The 25,850-nt window shown below is 50.4% G+C and carries 24 protein-coding genes, 2 tRNA genes and 2 pseudogenes; 19 read left to right on the top strand and 9 right to left on the bottom strand.

Annotated features, from left to right (window positions below; all coding sequences use genetic code 11):
* Positions 1-68 precede the first annotated feature (68 nt).
* The 3 genes from GA004_RS08990 to GA004_RS08980 all read left to right on the top strand — a co-directional run bounded on the left by GA004_RS08990 (position 69) and on the right by GA004_RS08980 (position 2,220).
* A complete protein-coding gene (locus GA004_RS08990; RefSeq protein ID WP_283393520.1) occupies positions 69-356 on the top strand; it encodes a hypothetical protein in 288 nt (95 codons plus the stop codon).
* A gap of 191 nt (positions 357-547) precedes the next feature.
* Positions 548-1,876, top strand: a complete 1,329-nt coding sequence (locus tag GA004_RS08985) for an Nramp family divalent metal transporter (RefSeq protein WP_283393519.1) — start codon at positions 548-550, stop codon at positions 1,874-1,876.
* A 209-nt stretch (positions 1,877-2,085) separates the two neighbouring features.
* Positions 2,086-2,220 carry a DUF1501 domain-containing protein gene (locus GA004_RS08980; protein WP_283393518.1) on the top strand — a complete coding sequence of 45 codons (135 nt, stop codon included), beginning with the start codon at positions 2,086-2,088 and terminating at the stop codon, positions 2,218-2,220.
* Between the two features lie 55 nt (positions 2,221-2,275).
* Here GA004_RS08980 and GA004_RS08975 read toward each other — a convergent pair whose 3' ends face one another.
* Positions 2,276-3,202 (bottom strand): rhomboid family intramembrane serine protease, encoded by a 927-nt coding sequence (locus GA004_RS08975; RefSeq protein ID WP_283393517.1) that lies wholly within the window; start codon positions 3,200-3,202, stop codon positions 2,276-2,278.
* 64 nt (positions 3,203-3,266) lie between these two features.
* Positions 3,267-3,820, bottom strand: a pseudogene (locus GA004_RS17965) (DNA-3-methyladenine glycosylase I).
* 132 nt (positions 3,821-3,952) lie between these two features.
* On the opposite strand from GA004_RS17965, the gene GA004_RS08960 reads away from it, so the two are divergent.
* Complete coding sequence (locus GA004_RS08960; RefSeq protein ID WP_283393514.1) at positions 3,953-4,942, top strand: helix-turn-helix transcriptional regulator; 990 nt, start codon at positions 3,953-3,955, stop codon at positions 4,940-4,942.
* 234 nt (positions 4,943-5,176) lie between these two features.
* Here the strand turns inward: GA004_RS08960 and GA004_RS08955 are convergent, their stop codons facing one another.
* The 3 genes from GA004_RS08955 to GA004_RS08945 form a co-directional block, all read right to left on the bottom strand.
* Positions 5,177-6,469, bottom strand: a complete 1,293-nt coding sequence (locus GA004_RS08955) for a serine hydrolase domain-containing protein (RefSeq protein WP_343218797.1) — start codon at positions 6,467-6,469, stop codon at positions 5,177-5,179.
* Positions 6,470-7,010: 541 nt separating this feature from the next.
* A complete protein-coding gene (locus GA004_RS08950) occupies positions 7,011-7,352 on the bottom strand; it encodes a putative quinol monooxygenase (RefSeq protein ID WP_283393512.1) in 342 nt (113 codons plus the stop codon).
* A 265-nt stretch (positions 7,353-7,617) separates the two neighbouring features.
* Entirely contained in the window at positions 7,618-7,917 is a 300-nt protein-coding gene (locus GA004_RS08945) for a TIGR03643 family protein (protein ID WP_283393511.1), read from the bottom strand.
* 226 nt (positions 7,918-8,143) lie between these two features.
* Here GA004_RS08945 and GA004_RS17960 point away from each other — a divergent pair, with 226 nt between their 5' ends.
* Positions 8,144-8,293, top strand: coding sequence for a DUF2256 domain-containing protein (locus tag GA004_RS17960; RefSeq protein ID WP_343218796.1), 150 nt, complete (start codon positions 8,144-8,146; stop codon positions 8,291-8,293).
* Positions 8,294-8,390: 97 nt separating this feature from the next.
* Complete coding sequence (locus GA004_RS08940; RefSeq protein WP_283393510.1) at positions 8,391-8,573, top strand: hypothetical protein; 183 nt, start codon at positions 8,391-8,393, stop codon at positions 8,571-8,573.
* On the opposite strand, the pseudogene GA004_RS18190 reads toward GA004_RS08940, so the two are convergent.
* A pseudogene (locus GA004_RS18190) lies at positions 8,492-8,806 on the bottom strand (integrase core domain-containing protein); the annotation flags it as partial. The gene GA004_RS08940 and the pseudogene GA004_RS18190 sit on opposite strands and share 82 nt — an antisense overlap.
* An 18-nt stretch (positions 8,807-8,824) precedes the next feature.
* Between GA004_RS18190 and GA004_RS08935 the strand changes: the two are divergent.
* The 8 genes from GA004_RS08935 to radC all read left to right on the top strand — a co-directional run bounded on the left by GA004_RS08935 (position 8,825) and on the right by radC (position 18,137).
* Positions 8,825-9,055, top strand: coding sequence for a hypothetical protein (locus tag GA004_RS08935; protein WP_283393509.1), 231 nt, complete (start codon positions 8,825-8,827; stop codon positions 9,053-9,055).
* 1,047 nt (positions 9,056-10,102) lie between these two features.
* Positions 10,103-10,176, top strand: a tRNA-Cys gene (locus GA004_RS08930).
* A gap of 150 nt (positions 10,177-10,326) precedes the next feature.
* Positions 10,327-10,824, top strand: coding sequence for a VPDSG-CTERM sorting domain-containing protein (locus GA004_RS08925; protein WP_283393508.1), 498 nt, complete (start codon positions 10,327-10,329; stop codon positions 10,822-10,824).
* A 284-nt stretch (positions 10,825-11,108) separates the two neighbouring features.
* Positions 11,109-11,888, top strand: a complete 780-nt coding sequence (locus GA004_RS08920) for a ParA family protein (protein ID WP_283393507.1) — start codon at positions 11,109-11,111, stop codon at positions 11,886-11,888.
* Positions 11,889-11,941: 53 nt separating this feature from the next.
* On the top strand, positions 11,942-12,730 hold the full coding sequence (rnc, locus tag GA004_RS08915; protein WP_283393506.1) for a ribonuclease III: 789 nt from the start codon (positions 11,942-11,944) through the stop codon (positions 12,728-12,730).
* Positions 12,727-16,140, top strand: coding sequence for a transcription-repair coupling factor (gene mfd / locus GA004_RS08910; RefSeq protein ID WP_283393505.1), 3,414 nt, complete (start codon positions 12,727-12,729; stop codon positions 16,138-16,140). The genes rnc and mfd overlap by 4 nt, the downstream gene beginning before the upstream one ends.
* A 27-nt stretch (positions 16,141-16,167) precedes the next feature.
* Entirely contained in the window at positions 16,168-17,163 is a 996-nt protein-coding gene (locus GA004_RS08905) for a peptidylprolyl isomerase (protein WP_283393504.1), read from the top strand.
* A gap of 266 nt (positions 17,164-17,429) precedes the next feature.
* Complete coding sequence (gene radC / locus GA004_RS08900) at positions 17,430-18,137, top strand: RadC family protein (protein ID WP_283393503.1); 708 nt, start codon at positions 17,430-17,432, stop codon at positions 18,135-18,137.
* Between the two features lie 296 nt (positions 18,138-18,433).
* Here radC and GA004_RS08895 read toward each other — a convergent pair.
* Positions 18,434-18,519, bottom strand: a tRNA-Tyr gene (locus GA004_RS08895).
* Positions 18,520-18,771: 252 nt separating this feature from the next.
* Between GA004_RS08895 and queA the strand changes: the two genes are divergently transcribed.
* The 4 genes from queA to ilvB all read left to right on the top strand — a co-directional run bounded on the left by queA (position 18,772) and on the right by ilvB (position 23,277).
* A complete protein-coding gene (gene queA, locus GA004_RS08890; RefSeq protein ID WP_283393502.1) occupies positions 18,772-19,875 on the top strand; it encodes a tRNA preQ1(34) S-adenosylmethionine ribosyltransferase-isomerase QueA in 1,104 nt (367 codons plus the stop codon).
* Positions 19,876-19,959: 84 nt separating this feature from the next.
* On the top strand, positions 19,960-20,334 hold the full coding sequence (locus GA004_RS08885; RefSeq protein WP_283393501.1) for a tetratricopeptide repeat protein: 375 nt from the start codon (positions 19,960-19,962) through the stop codon (positions 20,332-20,334).
* An 81-nt stretch (positions 20,335-20,415) separates the two neighbouring features.
* Positions 20,416-21,411: an acetyl-CoA carboxylase carboxyltransferase subunit alpha gene (locus GA004_RS08880; RefSeq protein ID WP_343218795.1), complete on the top strand. Its 996-nt coding sequence runs from the start codon at positions 20,416-20,418 to the stop codon at positions 21,409-21,411.
* 99 nt (positions 21,412-21,510) lie between these two features.
* Positions 21,511-23,277 carry a biosynthetic-type acetolactate synthase large subunit gene (ilvB, locus tag GA004_RS08875; protein WP_283393499.1) on the top strand — a complete coding sequence of 589 codons (1,767 nt, stop codon included), beginning with the start codon at positions 21,511-21,513 and terminating at the stop codon, positions 23,275-23,277.
* A 78-nt stretch (positions 23,278-23,355) separates the two neighbouring features.
* Here ilvB and GA004_RS08870 read toward each other — a convergent pair whose 3' ends face one another.
* Positions 23,356-24,195: a PP2C family protein-serine/threonine phosphatase gene (locus GA004_RS08870; RefSeq protein ID WP_283393498.1), complete on the bottom strand. Its 840-nt coding sequence runs from the start codon at positions 24,193-24,195 to the stop codon at positions 23,356-23,358.
* On the bottom strand, positions 24,179-24,613 hold the full coding sequence (locus tag GA004_RS08865; RefSeq protein ID WP_283393497.1) for a BUD32 family EKC/KEOPS complex subunit: 435 nt from the start codon (positions 24,611-24,613) through the stop codon (positions 24,179-24,181). The genes GA004_RS08870 and GA004_RS08865 overlap by 17 nt, the downstream gene beginning before the upstream one ends.
* 190 nt (positions 24,614-24,803) lie before the next feature.
* Between GA004_RS08865 and GA004_RS08860 the strand changes: the two genes are divergently transcribed.
* Entirely contained in the window at positions 24,804-25,817 is a 1,014-nt protein-coding gene (locus tag GA004_RS08860) for a glutamine synthetase beta-grasp domain-containing protein (RefSeq protein ID WP_283393496.1), read from the top strand.
* The last annotated feature ends 33 nt before the right edge of the window (positions 25,818-25,850 follow it).

Genomic DNA, 25,850 nt, shown 5'->3' with positions numbered 1-25,850 from the left:
CACAACAGAGCTCTTGGTCCAGTCAAAAAAACGTCCGTGGGCCTTAAACTGGCGCCTCGCCTCATCGTATGGAAGCAGTTTCGCCATATTCACTCGAGTATTTCGTAGTCGCTCCAATACTCAAAAGACTGTCTCTACTTGGTCGTTTGGACCGCTCAAAAGTTGCTTTAGGAGATTTAGGTTCAGGAAGTCTAGTCGCCAAAGAAGCAAACACGCTCATGCTATTGAATCCCAAAACAGGCCTATTCACAGGACCTGCCAAGCAGAATTCGGCACGTCGGCCCATTGGAGCCGTTCAGGAACGACAAGGACAAGGAAGGCTTGCAGTTTTGGCACAAAGCAAGTCCTCTGCTTAGGGCTTGGTGTCCATTGAGCGGCTTATTTTTAACGTAAATACAATTTGCCATCTTTGCCCAACCGCTTAAACGTCAACTCCCTCGAATAGTAGATCCCCAATGGATGTTTCATATTACATCTCGGTCCCGTTTAACTTCAAACGAAGCCAAACTCCACTCCGTTACTCATCCTGTATCTTAAAAACTCCCCTATGTCAGATATTCAAGAAGCCCCTAAAGACGCCAAAGGAATCCTGAAACAACTCGGCCCTGGCCTAATCGTTTCTGCTAATATCGTCGGTTCCGGCGAATTAATCGTCACCACTAAGCTTGGGGCAGACGTCGGCTTTATTCTACTCTGGTTCATCATTTTGGGCTGTCTCATCAAGGTCTTCCTGCAAGTCGAGCTCGGTCGCTATACCCTCTCCAAGGGGAAGACCGCCCTCGAGGCCCTGAATTCTGTCCCAGGACCTAAGGCAGGCGTTTCCTGGCTGGTCTGGCTTTGGTTTCTGATGTTCGTAGCCACGTTCTTCCAGCTCTCCGGAATGGTGGGTGGAATCGCTCAAGTGGCGGGCTTAGCGGGATCATCGTTTTCCAATACCAGTCTCGCAATACTCATCACGGGCTCCTGTGCCATCCTGCTTTTTGTCGGGCGGTATTTATTTATAGAGAAATTCGCGACCTCGATGATCGCATTTTTCACGATCTTCACGATTTTCGCCGTCCTCTCGCTCTACTGGACGGACTATGGAATCACCGCTCAGAATATCCAGGAAGGACTGTCCTTTCGTTTGCCCGACCAGTTTGTCATAGCCTTCGCCGCCTTTGGAGTCATTGGAATCGGTGCCGCAGAATTAATCTACTACCCCTACTGGTGTCTGGAAAAAGGATACGCTCGGCATGTGGGTCCTGACGATGGGAGCGAAGCCTGGATCGAACGCGCTCGGGGCTGGATGCGGGTGCTCAAGTGGGATGCGTTTGTCTCGATGGTCATCTACACGGGCGCCACGGTCGCCTTCTACCTGCTTGGAGCGGCCGTTCTTAATGGAAAGAACATTGGCGTGACTAATGACAATCTCATGATCAATCTGTCCGAGTTGTACAGTACATCCTTCGGAGTAGTAGGATTATGGATATTTGTCATCGGTGCCTTTACGGTGCTATACTCCACCATTTTCATTGCTACAGCCTCCAACAGCCGCCTCGCTACCGATTTTTTCCATCTCCTTAAACTGGTAAAGATAGACTCGGAAGCAGACCGGATCCGCTGGACCAAAGTCGCTTGTGTCGCCCTTCCCGCCCTCTACTGCATCTTTTATCTTTCTGTCGGGAAACCCGTTACTCTCGTGACGATCGGAGCGGTGGCCCAAGCCCTTATGCTTCCCTTCCTGAGTTTCGCCGCCCTTTTTTTCCTCTATTACAAAACCCACGAAGCCTTACGGCCCCCGATTACATGGGTCGTGTTTCTTTGGACCTCAGCGGTATTGATGACAACGGTGGGCGTCTTCCAGCTGATGAAAGAAATCGAGAAACTCGGGTAAATATAGCGAGGGGATAACCAGGCCCATTAGAATACTCGAGGCGAAAGCTTCAGGGTAGTAGCGGTCAGTCGTTAGTCAAAAGGTGTTCGCAGGATCGGATTTTGCCAATCAACGTAAATCCCAACTCGGAATCAACGTATTCAATCCCAACCCTTCATCGCTTTTTCGTGGTTCCTATCTATGGGTCTCGCCTTCCCTCTTTCCGCCCAATGGGAGATCAACCAGTCGCAGGAAGCGAACCGGCTAGGTGCCTCGGTCTAGAGCGTCTCACCTACCGTTTCCAGGGCCGGGATTTCAGACTCACCGACGTGCACGGAAAAGTGGTACACGACATTATCGCGTAAGTTTTATCTATCTTACAGCAGACAGCTGGAGAAGAATTTCTGTATCCGCTTCGAATTAAAGCAGAGCTAACCACCAACTGAAGACTATCAGTCCCCAAGAAGTTAATAGCAGCGCTTTTTGATGGAGTGCGTTAAGTTTAGAGGGGATTGAAGTCCCAGCGATTCCAATGGCTAACACAGTGCCGAATGCAAAAGAGAGCACGTGCCCCATCACATCGGTGGGAAACTCCCCTCCTCCCATCCAGGCGAACAGGATACAGCCACCGAAAAAGGGTATCAGCCAGTCCCTGTTTTGCATGGGGTCTCGCGTTTTCAAAAACGTGCCCACTGGGAAACCGGCCAAAAGACCTAAAGCAGCGAAAACCGCGGTTGAGGCTCCCAGTGAGAAAAAGGGTTCGCCCAAGCGGATATAGCCGTTTGTCAAATTGGCAAAACTGGCCACCAGCACGATCAGAAACCAGGCGAGCCCGTTTCCCATGTATCGGCAACATAGGTACGTGAAAAGCGCGATGCCTAATAGATTCCCTGCGAGGTGGGCAAGATCGGCGTGGACCGTAATTGCGGTAACGATTCGCCACCACTCGCCGTTCTGGAAAACGCCTTCACTGCTATTCATCCCTACATCTTTTAATCCCGGAATCGCTTTTTGGGCGGTAAACATGCCCAGTAAGGACATGGCGAAAATGACCGTAGGCGTTTTTCGGGTGGAATGATTGGGAAGATCAATCGAAACGGGTGGCCAAAATCGATTCTTCAACTGAGCAATGTCGACCTCGCGCCGTAATGTCTCAGCGTGCTTCGGCAATACCGCTAAGGCATATAGGTCCTCGACCGGATAGACCCAATAGTGGTGCCCCGCAGCGAGAACCGCCAGGCCCGCTTCATGGGCCAGACGGACGGATTTGTAGGTTCCGATGACAACAAAATCACCCTCCTCCGCTATCTCATTCTGCGAATTTGCCGTGCCCAAGCTCCGCAGCATGGAGACCACCCGATGAAAACGTAAAGCAGATTCCTACTAAGGACTCGGACTAGCTTGCGATCTCTTAGTATTGAAAACAGTTCGTTAAGTGTTCATTTACCGTACCGACCTCCCGCATAAAGGCATAGACGATGGTGGGACCGACAAAGTTGAACCCTTCATTCTTCAGTGCTTTGCTCATTGCCTGGGCTTCCGGTGAAGTCGTCGGCATCTGATACATTTTATCAAAAGCGTTCTGAATCGGCTTACCTTCTACAAAGCTCTATAGATACTCGGAGAAATCAACCCCTCGATGCTTCATGCGTAGGTAGGCCTGTGCATTCTGGGGGCACTTTTAACCTTAAGCCGATTCCGAACGATGCCGGGTTCCTGCAGGAGCGCTTCGAGCTTTTTGTCAGAATAGCGGGCCATTTTCAACGGATCAAATCCATCAAAAGCCTGAAGGTAATGGTCGCGTTTCCGCAATATAGTTATCCAGGACAGCCCGGCCTGAGCCCAGTCAAGGATCAACTTTCCAATTAAGGCCTTGGAGTTGTATTCGGGGATTCCCCATTCCGTGTCGTGATACTTCACATACAATGGGTCGTCACCGCAGCAGGAACATCGTATCGTCTTCATTTTGAGCGGGCCATACCACCTTTTCAGCGGCGCACTAACGAGTGAGCCCTCCGCAACTCACATGCCAAGGCCAGCAGATTTTACGTTTCAATATTGATTGCCATCACTTGAGTCTCCATCTATTTCGGGATCGTGTCATTGCCTCGCATTCACAGTCTTAAGCGTCCTGCCATTGAGAGAATGCTGCTCATCCACAAAGCACTGCAGCGAGGCGGGTTCCCCAATTGCAGCCAGTTGGCAGCCGAGCTGGAAGTGAGTACCAAGACGATCAGCCGCGATATCGATTTCATGCGGGACCGGATGCTGATGCCTATCGAGTATGAAGCCTCGGAACACGGGTATTGCTACACGCACGAAGTTGAAAGCCTCCCGACAATCGATATCTCCGAAGGGGAACTGCTGGCCTTGAGCGTCGCCCAAAAAGCGTTGGACCACTATAAGGGAACCCCCTTTGAGAAGCCGTTGGCCAACGCTTTCAACAAACTCTCCGCCAGCCTGCCCGATACCATAACCGCCAATTTAACCGAACTCAGCGATACGATTTCGTTCAAGCACGGTCAACTTTCCAAACTGGATGAAGATACTTTGAAAATTGCAATAAAAAGTGCTTTGGAGAAACGCGTATTGAGATTTCATTACAAAAAGCCCGGGGAAGGATCCCTCGAAAAGAGAGTCGTAAATCCCTACCATATTACCAACTACCTAGGGAAATGGTATCTCCTTGCGTGGGACCATGCTCGCAAAGCGATGCGTACCTTCCTGTTGGCCCGGGCCTTCCAATTAGAGTTCGGCAAAGAGACCTTCGAGGTTCCGCTCGAATTCTCCGTCGACGACTATCTCTGGACTAGTTTTGGAATTTGGTCGCCAACCGGAAATCACAAAGTGGCGATCCGTATTCAGCCGGGCCTCGCGGAATATGTATCGGAGAACATCTGGCACCCTTCGCAGAAGATTGAATCCAACGACAACGGCAGCGTAATCGTCCATTTCAAATTAGGCGGCCTTGAGGAAGTCGCTCGATGGATCCTAAGCTGGGGCAATCAAGCCGAAGCACTAGCACCCAAAACTCTACGCTCCCTACTCAAGCACCAAGCCAAGTCTATTGTCGATCTGTACTCGTAGTTTGCGAACCGATAGCGACGAACTCCGACCGCAGGGAGTCCGACAGCTATTCGCCGGAGATGGAATAATTAAGTCGTCCCGACCATTCATTTTCCCTTTCTGCTTCAGGTGGGGTGAGGGAATCCCTTTCCCGCCGCGTCGGTCCAATTACTTGAATCATTCTGTTACGCCGCGACTGGCGAGCCCTAGAAGGCAGTTCTACTCAGGCTTAAGCACTAATCTACTTAAGACTCTCTAATCATCAATCGCCTGGAACACCAGTCGACGGAATTTCCAACCCGTCGTATCGGGGTTAATCGTATTTCTCGTCTGTTTGAGAATGATCCCGATTACTTGTTCTTCAGGATCTGCAAAGTACTGGGAATTGAAATAGCCGCCCCAATTGAAAGTGCCCTCGCTACCGAGTCCGCCCTTTGCAACACCGCGTCCATCAAGCACACTGAATGCCAGACCATGGTAGCTGGTGTCACTCCCCATGTCGATTTGGTTAGCCATAATGGTATCGATGGTAGTCCGGCTGAGAAAACGGATTCCATTGATTTCCCCACCATTCAAATACATCTGCAAAAAGGTGGCGTAATCGAGGGCCGTACTAGACAAGCCGGCTCCTCCGCTAAAGTAGGTCTTTGCACCTTTCACTGGGAAGTCGGCATCGTAATAGCCTTCTACACCATTGAACTTAATCCACTGTTCGTTTTTGCCCTCGTGGGCCGCCACTAGACGATGAGCCTTGTCATCGGTAAGATAGAAGTATGTATCGTCCATTCCTAGCGGCTCGAAAAGGCGTTCTTTCAGAAACAGGTCGAAGGGCATTCCGGAAAGCACCTCGATCAAGTAGCCCGCTACATCCAATCCGAGTGAATACCGGTACCTTTCACCCGGTTCGAACACCAAAGGTAGTGTCGCCAGCGTTTTGATATTGTGGGCCAAGAGAATCGGATATGTCGTCCAGGCATCCACGATGCCCGCTTCCCTGTAGATCGCTTTGATCCCCTCGTTGCGGTCGATCAGACCGTACCCCAATCCAGAGCTGTGCGTGAGCAAATGGCGTATCCGAATTTCGTTCTTGGCCGGGGTGGTGGTGTAACTTCCATCTGACTCGTTGTAAGTATCTAATAATTCGGGATTACTAAACTCTGGTATGTACTTCGAAACTGGGTCGTCCAGTTTGAAACTCCCCTCTTCCCACAGCATCATGAGCGCGGTTGAGGTAATCGCTTTGGTTTGGGACGCGATTCGGAAGATGTCGTTACTTTCCATCTTTCGGTCCGATTCAATATTCGCCGTTCCAAATGCTTTATGATATACGACCTTTCCCCTACGCGAGACCAGCGCCACCAGTCCTGGTATCTCCTCGTTAACAATCGCTTCTTCGGCCATCTTGTCGATGTGGGCGAGCCGTTCCGATGACATCCCAACGGATCGCGAGGAGGCCTTAGCTAGCTGCGGCGATCTTTGACCAGACGGCGTCTGGGCAACCAGGGGGAGGAATAATAGAATCGAAAGGATTAGAAAACGAAGTATCATAGAATACACCCTTGCCGTCTCACAGGATCGAGTCAATGCAACGAGGGCGGCCTATTTCATCGAGTAAGAGCAATCCCTCAAAGCGAATCAGATTTTAAAGGAGCCACTAACATGTTCGAGACTTTTTGCAAAAATGATTCGCTTGAGTTCAAAACCTATCTAACGGCTCACTCATACTTTACCAAGTAGGCTTGATCGACCAACCGGTAACAGTAATCGAACCTGTAGAGGATTTTCAGGATGCTCCTCGCCCCACTGATGACAACAAGAGCCCAGCGACGATTCTGGAACTGGGGTAGGCATCTGCACAGTGGTTGTCAAATCAGTCGACGGATCGTTTGGTGAGGTCCTCGTCGAGGACTACGAGATCGAAGAAGAAGGAGAATCGAGGTTAAAGATACACCGCTTTGGCAGATAAACCACTAATGGGAATAGGCATGCGGCTCTCTCAAATCCTCGCCAGAATTTGCAAAGGACCGAAGGAAGCGGAAACCATCGATCAACAGTCAATTTGGCGAAATTCAGATTTCCGCCGCTTGGATTAAGCGCTCTCGAGCACTTTCAAATTGACGTCTTCGACCATGCCTTCGACCCGCTCCCGAAAAGCCAGCATATGCGGCGCTACCAAATGCGCTTTCAGATCCTCTAGCGTGCTCCACTTTTCAATAACGGTGACTACGTTTTCGTCCAGACTCTGCCCCGGAAGATCAGCATCAATATCTACGGCTGGCGCGTATCGGATACAGCCTTCTTCTTCCAAAACGGCTGGAATATTCGATTTGAATATTGTTATGAAGTCGGCCCTCTGGTCCTTTTTCACTCGGATCGATGCAATGACATTTACCATCCCGAATACTTCTTTGACCCAGAGAGATCTACGCAATGCTTCTCTGAAGAATAGCGATAATTGACTTAAATTTCGCGAACTTAATTAAGAGCTCCCTAATCTTTGAGGAAGGCCCAATCGGCTAATCCAGCGACAATGGAGCAAAGCCCCATGATATCAAACCAGGTGGCGTCTTTTTTCACCCCCCAGTTTTTCGATATATTACGTATCCAGGGTAGTAGGTTCCGAATACGGAATTGATTGAGGAATTCCTCGGAATTCAAATCGCTCGTTCTTTTTTCAAATGAGGAACCAACTCATGCTAATCACTGAATTCATCTTTTAGGCTCTTATTCGTTATTTCTTTTCTAGAATACTTAAATTTTTTACCATGCTTTAGAGCTTTTTCACTAACTCTTTTTCTCCATAATTTGAATGAGTTAAGCTTAAGAGCTCCTCGCATAATTTTAATAACTTCAGATTCTGTTTTTCCAGTTCTTTTTTCTATTTCCTCAAACGTGATCCGATCGGCCCAAGCTGCCCAAATGATCCAACTTGGATCATTTACATTCGGTTCTGGATTTTTTACCTTCGTTAAAGGTCTGTCGCCTCGTTTTTTCACTAAATAAAAGTGATACTGATAGTAATTTAATTTTCAAGTACGAGCTACATTACATACCTCGCATCTTTGGGTACTTCTGATACAAATTATAAACTGCACACCAGAAAAATTTTGCTACTAAAGAACCTATTTTACTTTTTACCTTCTAGATGCAATCTCTCTGGCCTGTCGCCGACATTCTTTTTCTATTGGTCGGATACTCAAACTCTGAAAAATCTGGGAGCTGATGAGTAAAACCCGAAGCAAGTTCAATTTCCCAAGTAAGGTTTGTCCCGTTTGCCAAAGGCCTTTCAACTGGCGGAAGAAATGGGAACGATGCTGGGAAGAGGTCGTCTATTGCTCAAAGAGATGTAGCCGAAATCGGAAGGAAAGATAAAGACGCCTGTCACGTAAATTAACAATTCAAATTACAACGTTAGTAATTGACGCCCTTACGCACTTGCCGTTTCGAAAGACAGCCTCCAGTCGTTATAGTGGCAGTGGACGATTGGCAAGTAAGCGCTTCTGATATTGAAGCTTTGAATACGGTGATGGCTTCCGTTGGAGCATTCCCTTTGGTGCCTAGAGCCGAAGTCTATGGTCGCCCCTCGGAAGAATTGTTCAATTCCACCGAAGGCCTGGGCGTGGTGGTGTACGACCATTTCCAAAGAAAATAACCACTTGTAATTTGATTTAAGTAACAAGTGTCGCGTAGCAGATTAGAAACTCGTAAGCGGGACGGACCTCCTAATTGTTTTGTGGCGAACTCGCTCCGTGTTAGCAAGCCTACGGATCTGCGGAGCCGCTGCTTGTTGTAATAGTCGCGGCAATCCGAGAAGACGACCCACGATTCGCTTAGCTCGTATATCAGCTCGCGGCTCAGGCACTCCTCCATCAGGCGGCTGTTGAACCTCTCGGCGTATTCGCCATGCTAGAGGCATCCGGGATCTACCTAGAGAATTTTGATTTCGTTGCCCTTCAGCCATCGCTGCATAGCCTTGGCCATGATCTCGGGCCCGTTGTCAGAGCGGATGCATTCGGGTGCCCCACACTCTCGTATCGCCTTTTGCAGCAGGGCCAGCACGTTGAAGACCCTGACGATCTCCCGCAGAATGCTGATTATCTGCTCGGTAGTGCGTCGCTTCTTCGTCGTCGATGATCTTCCTTTCTTTGGTCGTCGAAAATCATCTCATCTAATGTAGGCTAGTTTACGGAGGCCTAGCTAGCCCGACTTTAATTTTGAAAGAATCGCCAGAATATTCTCCGTATACTCGATTGGCGAAGAAAGCGTTTTCTCCGTCGGGCGACATATTTTCTATCCGTAGAACGGGTATGGATTTATTGAACCGTGCTTACTTGGAGCCGGCTATCTCAGCCTCGAAAGATTTCGCCTTCTAGCAGAACACTGTTGCCAGCATTCCAAAAATGAGAGCAGGCATGCCGGCCAAGAAAAGGATTGTGAACCACTGCCGATTTCTTTCGAAGGCGGTAGACTTCCGTTCCTTCGCCAGCTTAGGGGTCTCGATGCCTTGCGGGTCAGCTCGAACGGCCAGGCTGCCACCACTACCAAGATAGAGAAGCCCATAGCGGACATAAGAACCACAAATCTACAGTCCCACAACTCTATACCAAACTCCTCGAAAGTCGCGTTAGCAACCAGAATGACCAGTCAAACACCAGGTAAACCATCGCAACGCCCACGAAATGCTTGCACTTAAGATCAGCCCAAAACGCGGAGAATACCACCTACGGTGAGGTACTAGAATCCGACGGCTCGCATCAAGTTCAGGGGGCTGGGCTAGGCTATTTATCCAAGGGGGCTAGTGCTTGGGGAATAAGGCTAAAAAAACCCTAATAACACAGCATCAACCCCCTAGAGGTACAGGCTCCAATAGAGGGCCTGCGGGCTTACACCTCCCTAGCCGTGTTCGATTCCGATCTAGAGTCGATTTAAAGCTCCGAAATCGTCATTTTGACCAGCAGCGCCTTGGCGTATCTCGAAAAACCTGTCGAAGGGTACCTTTAGGTATTCACTTAACGTCAAGCCATTGAGAGGCTTGTTCAGGCCTATGAACCAGTGGACGGATGGATCGATATCAAAAAACCACTCAGTGTTTATTCGATTAACAGAGATTCTGCTTGAAACTGCATCGTGCATCGCAAATCTCTCCCTCCTTTCGTTTCCGCATTGGCGGCAAACGCAAAAGGCGTGGTAGCCAAGTGGTAAGGCCGAGCTCTGCAAAAGCTCTATCGCGGGTTCGATTCCCGCCCACGCCTCCAATTTAAGTTGCTGCAGTTCAATAACTTATAGAATTATATCTGTTGTTATAAATCATTTCCTGCCCCTTTCCTGCCAAAAATGCTTGAAGCTTAGCAGGAAGTAGCCTTTATCCTGCACATGGCTGCAGCAGGTGACAAAGTACTTTTTAGATGGGAGCACCCCAAGAAATCGGGTATCTGGATACGAGCGTTTTCATACACTCAGAGATTAATGATTTGTCAGGATCTGGTACTGACGTAGCGATCTATGATGATATGGTTTCATTGGTTTACCTTTTGGGTTTGACTGATGATGGCATTATATTCGAAGGCCCAAATGCCACTTTTGATGGCCACACAAAAGGCTTCATAGACAGTGACAGTGAGGAGCAAGCGCAGTGGGTGGCTTTCGGCTTTGATATATGTGATATTGTAACTGATTGCGTAGGGAGTGATAGCGATGTTATGATGGGATATTCATCCTTACCCGCACATCCAATTTATCAAGAACGTAAGGAAGATGGCTTCGACGATACTGGAGCATTTCTCGTCCGTGCAACCTCCGTCCCAGACACAGGCTCATCAGCCGTCCCCGACACAGGGTCCACAGCAGCGCTTTTTGGAGTGGGTGTTGCGGCCCTAGCCTTTGCTAGGCGCAGGCTGGGATAAGAATAGCTTCAAAAGCCCTTTAAGGGACAATTTTTTCTGGGGGCAGCTAGTCTAGGTTTCTTCATTACCGCCGAGACACCTTCAGTTATTAGCCCTTTCTATGCCTAAACGCAGTTTTGTTTAACGGCTACGGCTAGGACCCAGATCCTGGTAACGTCTGGAAAGAGCGAACAACACGAGCGATGTTAAAAACATCTGCAATTGTAGCTCTTAAACGCTTCGCTGCAGACCGCTCTTTTTAACCATTGCCTTGCGAAGGTTTTGATCCATATAACCCGCCCAAGATGGCGTGCAAAGTATTTACGATTGCGAATCAAAAAGGGGGTGTCGGCAAGACCACTACGGCCGTTAATTTGTCCGCTGCCCTGGGGGATCAAGGCGTTGAGACGCTTCTAATTGACCTGGATCCGCAAGCGAACGCCACCAGCGGTCTGGGCTTCGAGAAGGAGGAAGGTCGCAGTGTTTATGCCGCTATCATGGAGGACGGTGACGCGGCGGAAATGATCATTAAGACGGGCCGCAAGCGGCTGAGCTTGTTGCCCTCCGAAGTCGATCTAGCGGCGGCGGAAATCGAGCTTTCCCAGAAAGAGAACTATCTCGGCCAGCTAACGCTCGCTATCCAGCCGATCATCGATTCCGGAAAATACCAAGCGATCATCATCGACTGCCCCCCTGCCCTCGGGATGCTCTCGATGAACAGTCTCGCTTCCGCGGACTACCTACTGGTGGCCTTGCAGTGCGAGTACCTCGCCCTCGAAGGCTTGGGCCAGATTTTGAGCGTGGTCGACCGGCTACATGAAGCGGGGGTCAATGATCGCCTTCAAATTGGCGGAATCATCATGACCATGTTCGACATTCGAACCAAACTTTCGCGGGAGGTCGTAGAGGAGGTTCGCACAAACTTGCCGGACCAGGTTTTTGATACGGTAATTCCTCGCACTGTCCGCATCAGTGAAGCCCCTTCCTTTGGGCAAACCATCTTTGAATACGACAAGCTGAATCCGGGCTCGATGGCATACCGGAATCTGGCCAAGGAACTAATCAAACGGTTCGATTTGAAATAGGAAGCATTTTAGATTATCAGACCCTTTTCTAGGTTCACCTGTAGGCAAATTAAATGGTAGGCTCCAAACTGAAAGGTTTTTTCAAGACTCGTTCTAAGCCGCCTCGCCTCAAAACCGACGATGGCGATCTCGGTGCGGAAATGCCAAAAGCGTCGATTAAGAAAATTGAAAAAGTCCTCGGATACACCTTTAAGAACAAGAACTTGCTGGTCAAGAGCCTCACGCATCCATCGTTTCTCCTTCGCTCGAGTGACCAGATTAACAATAACCAGCGGCTCGAGTTTCTCGGCGACGCTGTGATTCAACTCGCCTTGACGGAAGCCCTGTACGGGAAGTATCCCGACGCCCGCGAAGGTGAGTTGACCAAGGCCAGATCGGGCTATGCCCGTGGAGACTACATGGCCCAAGTCGCCCGTCGACTGGAACTGGACAAATACTTGCTTCTCAAGGAACGGGATCGCAATGCGGGTATCGGAAAGAAGGATTCAGCTTTGGGCGATGCCTTCGAATCGGTAATCGGAGCTGTCTACCTAGATAGCGACTGGGGAACCGCTCGCACTTTGATTCTCAAACTCTATGAAAACTTGTCAGAAAGCCCCGTCGAGAAAGGCGTGATTTCGAATCCTAAAGGCGTATTACAAGAAATGATACAGCCCAAATTGGGGAACAATGCTCTTCGCTACGAAACTACTGCTCAGGAAGGCGATCCGCACGAGCGGGTCTTTGAGGTCACCGTTTTTTGCAATGACAAGAAATTGGGTATGGGGAAAGGCCGCAACAAAAAGGAAGCGGCGGAAGCGGCGGCGACCAAGGCCATCGCGAAATACAAGAAAGAGAAATGAGGGGACCTGAAATGGCCTTGCTTCCCTCCTCCGCTCAGAGCTTCGAGCGTTGCATCGGCACTAGTTCGGAGGCGCTATGCCCCATTCTGGAGGACTGGGTACAGAGGCAGGCAGCGCCACTATGTGTGATCGTCGCCAAAACTGAGAGAATGGCTGAACAATGGGCATCGGACTTAGCACTGTTTCATCTCCACGCGCGGGGTTCCTCCGCAACCAATGAAATCCATCATTTCCCAGAGTTCAATGAATCTTCTGACGAGGGATCCGCCCTATTCGAATCGGGCAGCGATCGCATAGCCGTGCTAAATTCAATCCGCAAAGAGGCCGGGGAAAAGAAACGCATCGTTGTATCCACGTTAACCGCCCTCTCTCAACCCGTCCCGGATCCGGTGGCAATGGCTGACCGACAAATAGAGCTACCTGAAGGGATTGAGTATGAATTCGCGAAACTGGTCGCGGATCTGGAAAAGCTCGACTATGATCACGAAGGGCTATGCGAAGCCCCGGGGCAATTCGCGCGTCGTGGTGGGCTCATTGACGTGTATCCGGTTACTGAAGATAAGCCCTTTCGCATCGATTTTTTCGGGGACGAGATAGAGTCGATTAAAACCCTCGATCCCGTAACCCAACGATCCGGGGAATCGGTCAGCTCCATTTCTATCGCCGCCTCCCCCCGACTGGAACTAGAAGAGTCTAAAGCGGGGATTCTCGAATACTTGCCAAAGGCGGTCAGTTGGGGGTTGGTGGAACCAGAGGAACTCCTCGAAAATCTCGATTCAAACCTTGAATCGGACGGATCGAGAAGCGAGGGACTATTTTGGAGGAATCTCCAGATTGCCCGTACATCCAGCGGGGACCACTGGACGACCTTCTCAGACTTGGACTTGAGCACAGAAGAAAGGACTGGAACCACAAGAGTCTATGAGGCAGAGTCACTCGAATTCTATCGATCCTACCCAGATGAGTCATTGCTTGCCGACGAGCGTCTAGCCGACGAGCAATCCGCGCGTCTTCGCTTTCTCGAGCAAATCCGGGATTGGGAAAAGAAAGGCGAGCGGATCATCTTTATCCTTCCCAATGCGAGCGACGAGAGGCGGATCAAAGATATATCGGCCGGATCGGAGTTGCTCAAGGGACTGAATCCCCTGTTTTGGAAGGGAGATGTCAATGAGGGCTTTCGTATCCACTTCCGTGAGAATCTCGATTTTTTAAGCTGGCCGATATTGAAAGGTAGCAAAGGAGCCGTATTTGTAACGGAGACAGAGTTGTTCGGAAGACGTCGGAACCGAAAGGTATTGGGGCGAAATAAAGCCCTAGTCGCTCAGTCTCAAGTCGATCAGCTTCTCGACTTCGCTGAGCTGGTAGATGGGGAGTTCGTGGTCCACCTGCAGCACGGGATCGCCGTCTATCGCGGTATTTCGAAGGTGGATATTGGAGGACAGCTCCGGGAGGCACTGACGCTTGAATTTGAGGACGAGATTCTTCTCCACGTTCCACTGCAGCAATCACACCTGGTCAGTCGCTACGTTGGGATTACAAAAACACGCCCAAGATTAGGCAAACTGGGATCCAATCGCTGGTCGAAAACGCGTGAAGCTGCGGAACGAGCGACCTTGGACTTGGCGGCTCAACTGCTGCAAATTCAAGCCAAGCGGGACTTAAGTGAAGGAATGGCATTCTCGCCAGATAATGAGTGGCAACGGGAATTTGAGAGAGCTTTCCCCTTCAATGAAACTCCAGATCAGATGAAGGCGATTCTTGCTTCGAAAGAAGACATGGAGAAATCCAAGCCAATGGATCGTCTGGTGTGTGGAGATGTCGGATACGGTAAAACAGAAGTAGCCATAAGAGCCGCTTTCAAGGCGGTTATGGATGGAAAACAGGTGGCGATCCTTGTCCCGACCACGATCCTCGCCCAGCAGCACTTCCTGAATTTTAGAGATCGCATGGCAGGCTACCCGATTGTGGTAGAACTTGTGAGCCGGTTTCGCCGACCCAAGGAAATCAAGCAAATCCTGCAGGCGACGAAACAAGGCAGCGTAGACATTCTAATCGGTACCCACCGGCTCATTCAGAAAGACGTTTTCTTCAAAAATCTCGGACTGGTGGTGGTAGACGAGGAGCAGCGATTTGGGGTGAAGCACAAGGAGCGCTTCAAGCAATGGAGGGAAACGATCGACATTCTGACCTTGTCCGCTACCCCGATTCCGAGGACATTGTACATGGCCCTTACGGGTGCCAGGGAATTGAGCGTCATTGAGACGGCCCCTCTGGAGAGAAAACCCATCCAGACGATCGTCAAGAGCTATGACGAAAAGCTGGTGGTAGACGTCATCCGCAAAGAGATCGCCCGTGGAGGACAGGTGTTCTATCTACATAATCGGGTCCAAACTATAGATACAGTAACACTCGGGTTGCAGCAAATGATGCCAGAAATTTCGTTTGGCATCGGACATGGGCAAATGGATGAAAAGGCTCTTGAGAAAGTGATGATCGATTTTGTTGACCAGCGCTATCAAGTCCTAGTCTGCACTACCATCATCGAGTCCGGTCTCGATATTCCCAATTGCAACACCATCATCATCGAAGGTGCGGATCGATTTGGTCTCGGCCAGCTGTATCAAATCCGAGGTCGAGTTGGGCGGTTCAAGCGCCAGGCTTACGCCTACCTCCTCCTCCACAAGCATTCACGCATCATGGATATCGCCCGAAAACGGTTGAAGGCCATTCGCCAGCACAATCAGTTGGGAGCGGGCTTTAGGATCGCGATGCGGGATCTCGAGCTCCGAGGGGCAGGAAACTTGCTCGGGTCCGAACAAAGCGGCCACATCGTAGGGATCGGGTTTGAACTCTACTGCCAGCTCTTAAAACAAAGCATCGCGAGGCTAAAGGGCGATGAGACCGCCCACACGATTCGTGCGAACGTGAAGCTAGACTTCATTTACCAAGGTGAAGGAAAAGCCGAGTCCACTAACCGTTACGAAGACGGCTACACGGTCCTAAAGCGACTCGACCTAAAGGAAGACGAATGCGAGCCCATGCAAGCACACCTACCATCCAGCTATCTCGAAGAAACCAGACTACGAATCGACCAGTACCGGAGGCTTGCTATGGCGGAAACCCCCGATCGGATTCGCGAACTAACGGAAGATATGCTGGATCGGTTCGGCCCTCACCCTCCTGAAGTTGAGGCCTTGCTTCGCCTGGCGGAGATCCGGGTTCTAGCGGAACAAAAAGGCATTCTTTCAGTCGAAGCTCAGGGCAACCGGCTAAAATGCCGTCTGAACCGACCCGGTTCCGACGTATTCATCAAGCTGGGAAGCCGATTTCCGCGCCTAAGTTCAAAAAACGCACTTAAACGCTTGCATGAGATTATTGTGTTCTTGAGAAATCATCGAAGAAATGCATAGTTATTCATTTATTGTCTTTTTCCTACAATGATTCGCCACGTATCCATCGCCTTAATTTGCCTTTCGGCCACCCCAGTCTTCTCCCAAATCAGCGAGGAAGACGCGGCTAACATGGTCAATGCCCGCTATGCTAATGGAATAGCAGCCATCGTTGAAGAGGAGATTATAACTGCGGATGACGTGCGGCGGCAAATCATGCCTTACATTCCGCAAATCCAAGCGGATTCAAAAGGCGACCCCGTTGAGTTCAACCAGCTTTTAGACGAAGCGGAAGACCAAGTCATCCAAACGCTCACGGATAACGTGTTGATCGTGAAGCAGTTTTACGAGGACAAGGGACAGATACCCAGCAGTTACGTCCGGAATGAGGTCGACGAGCGTATTATCGAGCAATTCGATGGGGATCGATCCAATTTTTTAGCTTACCTCCAATCGATAGGCAAAACCCCTGACGAATATGATATAGAGATTCGTGACGAAATGATCGTGGGTTTTATGCGTCAGAAGATGACCAAGTCCGAGAGTTTCGTTAGTCCCGTGAGAGTAGAAGAGTTCTACAATGAAAACAAGGAAGCTTTCTTCGAGCCGGAGTCCGTGCATTTGCGGCTGATCATCCTGGCAGCCCTCGCTGATGAGGATCCCGGGCTTTTGGAACAAACTGGCGAGGAAATCATAAAGCAGCTCGATGACGGGGTTGATTTTGCCGAACTCGCAAAAAAATACAGTCAGGACTCCAAAAAAGACAAAGGCGGCGACTGGGGATGGGTTGAACGCAAGGCGCTGATTCCCGAACTCGCGGAGGTCGCTTTCAGTCTGAAGCCCAGTGAATACTCCCAGCCTATCAAGCTGAAAAACAAGATTTTCCTCCTTTACGCCCAAGACCGCAGAGACAATGGATACACGCCTTTGACAGAGGTTCGCGACAACATTGCGAGTATGCTCGTTTCTCAGATGGCACAAGAAGAGCAGGATCGTCAGCTGGCACGGTTGCGGCGCGACGGATACGTGCGCCGGTTCAACTAAGGTGCTATTGGGCGGTTTCTATGGAAAGTAGCCCAGTGCTTCGGCCTGAGCGCTAAGTTTCCGCTATTCGCTCAGGCTGAAGTGCTGCGCTACTTTTTTACTCCCTAAGAACCGGCGACCACGGGTCCAATTGGCTTGCCGTGATGCGAATGTATTCTCACGCTAATGTTCAGTCGCTTTTCAACATAATACCAACTCACAGAGCCGCTCCGTCACTCTTGCGACAGTGACCAGAGCGTGTTTCGAATACCCCATTCTCCTCGTCTATGCCTGCGCACTCTAAACTGATGGAGATCGCCGAAGCCGAGCGACCTCAAGAGCGTCTCGAACGCCTGGGGGCGTCCGCCCTGAGCGACGTAGAACTGATTGCCATGATTCTGCGCAGCGGAAGCAAAGGGCACAACGTGCTCAACGTGGCAGGATCTTTGTTGAATGACGCGGGCTCGCTGTCCCAATTGATCCACTGGAGCGATGGCGAGTTCGTGAAATTCAAAGGTATCGGAAAAGTGAAAGCTCTTCAACTCGTGGTTGTCATTGAAATCTGTCGACGCATTCTTGCCAGCGAGGAAGAGGATATTCCTATTCTCGATGATCCGAAACGTGTATTCAAATACATGCGATCGCGAACGATTGGACTCGGGGTTGAAAAGTTTTGGACGCTTTGCCTCAATCGGAAGAACCGTTTGCTGCGCGTTTGCGAAGCTACTTCTGGAACGGCCAGCAATAGCCTCGTTCACCCACGAGAGGTTTTCCGGGAAGCGATTCGGTTTGGCGCCAGTGCGGTCATCTGCGTCCACAACCACCCAAGCGGGGACCCCTCTCCCAGCGCAGCGGATATCAAGGTAACACGCCAATTGAGAGACGCCTCTAACGTTTTGGGAATTCCCATATTGGATCACGTTATTGCCGGAAGCCCCAAAACCGATCCATCTGGATTAGGTTGGTACAGCTTTCAAGAGAGCAGGATGTTGTAGATAGAAAATCGGTAGTGATTACTATCTCTCGTCGGCTGCAGTATTCCAGAAAGGACGGCGGGCCCGGTTGACTAGGGATAGTCAGCCCTACCTGCTGATGACAATGATTGACTGTGCTCAATCGAAACAGGATTGGTTTTCGATCCTCTCAAAGTCCTTCGAACTCTCGCTTCGCGAGCCCCATCTCCGCTCCGCTTCGGCGAGCCTTTTCGGATCTCATCCTGTTCCTGCGGAGTCTACCCAGAATCGGACAGCTTTGTTCTAGAAGGCGTGCTATCCGTAGCCTCCGCGAATGATGGTGGTAGGAACAGGATTCGAACCTGTGTAGGGTTGCCCCAGGAGATTTACAGTCTCCCCTCGTTGGCCACTTGAGTATCCTACCGTAGCCCTTAAAAGGGCGACTAGAGTTATGCATTTAAAACAAAGATCAAGGGCTTTTTTCGAAAATGAAAGACCTATTCCACAAGTGCTCGACACCCTCTATCAGTGCGAGCCACTTCCCGTCTTTGTGAGATGGGCTCGACCCTCTTCCCGATCTAACTCCGCCAACTCGGATTGTCTCGGAGTTTAAGAGGGCCGAATTCAATAATCGCTCGACACCGAATTGGGGTATGAAACACTCGCGGGCTTTCGTATGGACGCTGCCCTATTTGACTACGAACTACCACCTGACCGGATCGCCCAAGAACCGCTTCCGGCTCGTGACGAGTCCCGCCTTCTTGTAGTACATCGGTCTAGCCAGACGATTGAACATCGAAAGTTCCGGGACCTACTGGACTATACTAAACCCACGGACTTGTTTTTTCGAAATACCGCCAAAGTGCTTCCCGCCCGAATCTTCGCCCGTCGACCAACGGGAGGCCGAGTCGAATGCCTGCTTCTTCGTCCTGCAGGAAAGGCCTCATCAGATTCGAACAAGACTTCAAATGAGCAATGGTGGTGTCTCCTAAAGCCGGGAAAAAAACTTCCTGAGGGTGCCGTTTTTTCCGTTGAAAACGAATTGGATGCCACCGTGCTTGAGAAAAATGCACAGGCTGAGTATCGCGTGAGTTTCAGCATGAAAAATGAGGGATCCGTCGCAAGCATGGCCGAGAATCTTGGCAAAATGCCGCTCCCCCCCTACATCGATCGGGAAAAGAATGATCCAAGGGACCGATCCGACAGAGACCGATATCAGACAGTCTATGCAAAGTCCGAAAAGACGGTCGCCGCAGCGGCCCCTACCGCCGGCCTGCACTTTACGCCGGCACTCGTCAAATCGATAGAGGGCCTGGGAGGTCAATTCCACGACCTTACACTGCACGTCGGAATGGGAACGTTCAAACCACTGGACGAAGGCTCCGTTGAGTCCCACCAGATCCATCGGGAGATCTATGAGATCCCGGAATCCGCTCAAAAAGCCTTGCGGGAGGCTCCAGAAGGGGGCGAGCGCCGCATTTGCATCGGGACCACGAGCGTGCGTAGCGTCGAGGATTACCTGCGAAAATGCGGCACGGTCCAAAGCCCTGTTTTCACAGGGGAAGCGGCCCTATTTCTCTATCCCCCATGCGCATTCCTAGGAGTCGATGCGCTTATCACAAATTTCCACCTGCCGAAATCGACTCTACTTTGCCTGGCCTCCGCCTTTCTTAAACCGGGTTCCACTGAAGGAATTGCTTGGTTAAAAGATATTTACAAAGAGGCCCTGGCCCACGACTATCGGTTTTTAAGCTACGGGGACGCGATGCTAATTCTCTGATTTTCGCACACCTTGACTAGACAATTCTTGAACGTTCGCCTATCTTAACCGTCAGAAATGCGGGGGAATCCGATTTCCAGACCAATGCCAGATTCAGAAGAAACCCAAAGCGCAATAGAAGACGCCACCTTCGATTTCACGATGGGCGACGCCCCCATCGCCATTTCAAAGCTGGAGAACCTGCTGGAATCGCATCCTGAGTGTTTCGCTGCCTGGCATGCCCTGTGCGAGATACGCTATTCCGAAAAACAATACGCAGAAGCGCTTCAGGCTGCCGAAAAGGCCCACGCCCTTGATCCAGACGACCTCTTTATCAACACTAGCCTTTCACGTATTTGGCTCGAGCTAGGCTCAAAGGAAAAGGCTGAGCATTTTGGAGCTCAGGCGAAAATAGCCGATTGGAAAGAACAGCTCAAGAATCCGGATCAGGCAAAAACCGGCTTGGATGTCACCGGATAAAGCCCAATTTCAGACGCGCCCTTTAACCTCGACTTTCAACTTCTCACTCACATATTCCGCCACTTTTCACGATTCAGGCCTATGGACATGAAATATGCTCTCGACTTTGAAAAGCCGCTTCGCGGTCTGATCAAGCAGCTTGATGCCCTGCATCAGTTGTCAGAAGAGAACCACATCGACGTATCGAACGAAATTAGCGCGATCGAGGCGAAAATCGAGCAAACCAAGCGTTCGATCTATTCGAACCTCTCGTCTTGGCAAAGGGTCCAGCTCGCCCGCCATCCCTTGCGGCCGTATTCTCTGGATTATGTGAACTCCATTTTCGAGGGCTTCCGGGAAATGCATGGGGATCGTCAATTCAGGGACGACAAATCGATTCTAGGCGGTACGGCATTCCTTGACGGCAAGGCTGTCATGATCATTGCCCAGCAAAAAGGCCGCAATACGAAGGAGAACATCCTCCGAAATTTCGGAATGCCGAATCCCGAAGGGTATCGTAAAGCACTGCGTCTCATGAAGCTGGCAGAGAAATTCGGCCTTCCCATCATCACATGGGTCGATACACCCGGGGCCTACCCTGGCGTGGGTTCGGAGGAACGCCATGTAGCGGAGGCCATTGCCGTCAATATCCGTGAGATGAGCCAGATGGAGGTGCCCATAGTCACAGTAGTGGTTGGCGAAGGCGGATCGGGTGGTGCTCTTGGTATCGCAGTCGGAGATCGGGTTCTGATCCTCGAAAACGCGTATTACTCCGTAATTTCACCGGAAAGCTGTTCTGCCATTCTATGGAAGGATCGTTCTCAGGCATCCAAAGCCGCCTCCGCATTGAGGTTAGGCGATCAGGCGCTTCTCAAGCGTCTAGGAGTCGTCGACGACGTCATCGAAGAACCCATGGGCGGGGCCCAAAACTCTCCAGAGGAAGCAGCGAATTCCGTGGGTAAAGCCGTTCGGAGCCACTTGGCCGAGCTCGTGAAACTCACGAAGGATCAGCTCCTGGAAAAGCGATACGCCCGTTATCGCACTCTTGGAGAGTTAAATGATGGGAAAGTAATCGACATTAACGAGGCCGCTTCCTGAGAGGAAATATAAAATCCCAGCAAACTTTTAGAGAAACTGCGAAACCTACTTGCCAGGGCTAAGCCTGGACTCCTTTATTTCGCCAAAAATCAACTTACGATGAGTGCAACCACAGACGTTAAGAAGCCTTCTCAAGCCACCCAAGAAGTGAATGGAGCCGACATCCTAGTCGAATCTCTGATCAGAGAAGGGGTCACCGACATTTTCGCCTATCCGGGAGGCGCATCCATGGAGATGCATCAGTCGCTCGCAAAAGCGAAGGACCGGATCCGCACGATTCTCCCCCGCCACGAGCAAGGCGGATCGTTCGCCGCTGAGGGATATGCACGAGCAACGGGCAAACCGGGAGTATGCATGGCGACTAGCGGTCCTGGGGCCACTAATCTGATGACGGCGATCGCGGACGCCTTTATGGACAGCACGCCCCTCGTCTGCATTACCGGCCAAGTTTATACGAAGTTCATCGGCAAAGCCGCATTCCAGGAAACTGATTTCTTTGGAATGACGCTTCCTGTGGTCAAGCACAGCTACTTGGTCATGGATATCAAGGACCTCGCTTACACGGTTAAAGAGGCTTTCAAAGTGGCCACTACGGGCCGACCCGGTCCTGTCGTTGTCGACATTCCCAAGGATGTTCAGCAGAATATGATCGTACCGGAATGGCCGGGAGAGATCACCCTTCTCGATTCCAAGCTGCCGACTTACGCCACGGATCGGCAGTTGAAGAATATTCTCCATCTCATTGAAGAGGCCAAACGCCCGATGGTTTACTATGGAGGTGGAATTGTCGCGGCCGAGGCGTACGATGAATTGGGAGCCTTTATTGAGAAAACAGGAGTACCTTGCTCGTCCACCCTGATGGGGGTCGGCGCCTTTCCTGAAACCCATCTGCTTTCAACCAAGTGGTTTGGGATGCATGGTTCCGCCTACGGAAATCTGGCGGTCCATAACTGCGACTTGCTACTCGCCTTCGGTGTCCGATTTGACGATCGCATCACTGGCGACGTATCCAAGTTTGCACCACAAGCTGAAATTGTCCATATTGACATAGATGCGTCTGAGCACAACAAGAACAAAATTGTGCATCACCCCATTACGGGAGATATCGCCCATGCCATGGGTCGGATGGTCGAGCTCATGGACCAGGCCGATTTCAAAAAGCCTGATTTTGGCCAATGGGTAGAGCAAATCCAAGACTGGAAGAAAGAGTTTCCTTTCTCCTACGAAGAGAGCCCTCATATTTTGGGTCAGGAAGCGATTCGGGTATTGTACGAACTTACCAATGGCGAAGCGATTATTTCAACAGGCGTCGGCCAGCACCAAATGTGGGCCGCTCAGTACTATGATTTCAAATATCCCCGCCACCATATATCGTCGCTAGGCCTTGGATCGATGGGATACGGGTACCCTGCTGCTCTTGGAGCGAAGGTCGCTTGCCCCGACAAGCAAGTGATCGATATCGACGGGGATGGCTCCTTCGTCATGAACGTTCAGGAACTGGCTACTGCTAAGATCGAAAAAATCGCTGCCAAGGCTATGATTCTAAACAATCAGCATCTCGGCATGGTCATGCAGTGGGAAGACCGGTTTTATGAAAGTGTTCGGGGTAACACTATCCTCGGCGACGAGACTAACATCGGTTCACCCGAGAACCTAGGTGGCCTATATCCGAATTACGTGCAAATCGCCAACGGCTTCGGCCTCCCTGCTCGACGTGTTCACAAAAAAGAGGAGTTGAGGGATGCCGTCCAGGAAATGCTGGATAGCGACGAAGCCTTCCTGCTTGATGTGATCACTCCGTACACGGAACATGTCCTCCCAATGATTCCTGCGGGCAAGTCCGTAGACCAGATGATTGTAAAGTAGTTATTGGGCGCACATGCTCAATTCTAGAACCAGCCGAGCATTTCTCAATCCTACGAATTGCTCGTCACACTCAGTATCCTACTCGAGGGTAAGGACTAAGCAGGTCAGATTATCGCACCCGCTTTCCTCTTTGGCATCGTACACCAAGCGTTCCGCAGGATTCAAGGATTCCATATTAGAAGGAGGAAACGCTACGAGTGAATGGATGCGACGATTCGATATGCCGTCCGTAACCCCGTCAGTGCAAAGGACAAACCTATCACCCGGAGAGTAAACCACTGAGCCGATCTGTGGATCTAGTCGCTGAATGTTTCCACCCAGAGCCTGGTCTAGAATATTTCGATCCCTTCTCGTTCTCGCTTCGTATTCTGTAATTTTTCCCTGCCGAAAAAGATAGCCTACATGTGTATGGTCCTCGGTGATTTGCGTGAATTCACCTTCTTTCGGCAAATAGTAGATTCGGCTGTCTCCTACGTGGCCAAAATGCATGACCGAAGGCGTCAGCCAGCAAAGACTCAAGGTCGCGCCCATACCTCGGCATTCTTCGTAGTAGGTACCCATTTGCACCATCTCCTCGTGGATACGACTGAAGAGCTCCGACAAGATCTGACCGCATCTCCGATCAAGCCCCATGGCTCCCAGATGAAACGTCTTGGGCAGCAACTCCGTAATTTTGTCGACCGCGATCTTGCTGGCGAACTCTCCGGCGTTCGCCCCGCCCATGCCGTCACTAACTGCGAAGATGAAGTCATCTCCATCCATGGATGCGGAACCATCCTTGCCTAAGTATCGAACTTCCTGAGCATCAATATTTAGGGCGAGAAAGGCGTCTTCGTTGTTGGTCCTAAATCGACCGACGTCGGTAATTCCATTCCAGCCGACTGAGATTTCATTCGATTGGCTATCGTTTTCGCTCATGGTCAGTTCTGGATTCGGGCTGCAAAAGCCCCTCCCCCTTTTCAAGGATCACAGCGTATTCAAAATCGATTATACAAAATCGGCCGAGCCTGGGATCATACGTGATGTTACGGGCAAAGGGATCCTCGTGCCGCACGCCAAAGTCGCGTTCAAGCTCTTTGTAAAGTTCGGTCGTTCTTGTATCGCTGATCGAATCCTCAACACGTGAACCGCAATTTGTGGTAACGAGACTCAGGTCCTCTTCATCCCATTTAAGAAGTCTTGGGACGAAGGTACACCCCTTTTCTTCGAGGTACTGCAGGACTCTCACTTCATTAGTGTACCGATCTGTGGCATCCTGTCCACGGAAGGTTTTGTGAACGCGACCGTCATATCCTATCCGAACCGTAGCACGCTGTGTATCTTTAATCTCTCGCATGATCTATTTTGAGCGTTCGGGAGAGCGAAAATGAGCGATTTCCATAAATTATCAATTAGTTCGAAAATTTGTTGAATGTCGGCACATCTTTTGCTCATTTCGTACCCTGTTCCATTTTTGGCAGCCTGCTCCTGAAGTTCGTTTAACACCGTCAGGACAATCAAACCCTTAATAAGTAACGACAATAATTATGGCTAAATACAAGCTCGAATACATATGGCTAGATGGCTACACGCCCGTTCCTAATTTACGCGGAAAAACGCGTATCGCTTCTGAAGCGCCAAATTCTCTCGACGATTGCCCTATGTGGGGATTCGACGGTAGCTCGACGCAGCAGGCTGACGGTAGCGATTCCGACTGCATGCTGAAACCCGTTAAGCTCTATCCGGATGCCGGACGTAATAATGCCTTCATCGTCATGTGCGAAGTGATGCTTCCCAACGGCGATCCTCATCCAAGCAACCATCGCGCATCGATTATTGATGACGAAGACGCTTGGTTCGGACTAGAGCAAGAGTACTTTCTTTTTGAAGATGGACGTCCCCTAGGCTGGCCTGAGTCTGGCTACCCGGATCCACAAGGCGAATACTATACTGGAGTTGGATATCAAAACGTTGGTGGGATTGCTCGTGAAATTGTTGATGAGCATCTAGAGCTATGTCTGGCCGCTGGGATCAACCACGAAGGGATCAACGCTGAAGTTGCGAAAGGCCAGTGGGAATTCCAAGTTTTCGCCAAGGGTTCTAAAAACTGTGCTGATGACATCTGGGTGGCTCGCTATCTTCTTCAGTGTTTGACTGAGAAATACGAAGTAACCGTTGAGTATCACTGTAAACCCTTCCAAGGCGACTGGAATGGCTCTGGTATGCATTGTAACTTCTCGACCAAACACCTGCGTGAAGTGGGCGGCAAGGACTACTTCCTCGCTCTCATGGATGCGTTTGAGAAGAACAAGGAAGAGCACATTGCGGCCTATGGTCCCGACAATCACATGCGCTTGACCGGTCTTCATGAGACACAGTCTATCGACAAGTTCTCTTGGGGCATTGCTGACCGTGGTGCTTCGATTCGCGTACCGCACGCCTTTGTCGCGGACGACAAGTATCAGGGCTATTTAGAAGACCGTCGTCCCAACTCACAAGGCGACCCCTATCAGATTTGTTCTCGGGTTCTAAAGACGATTTCAGAAGTTTCTACTTCCTAGTCGTATTTAAAAAATCAAATTCATAAACGGTGT

The sequence above is a fragment of the Candidatus Pelagisphaera phototrophica genome (assembly GCF_014529625.1).
Lineage (GTDB): Bacteria > Verrucomicrobiota > Verrucomicrobiia > Opitutales > Opitutaceae > Pelagisphaera > Pelagisphaera phototrophica.
The sequence above is the reverse complement of the archived record's forward strand: the minus strand, read 5'-3'. Positions and strand labels throughout refer to the sequence as shown.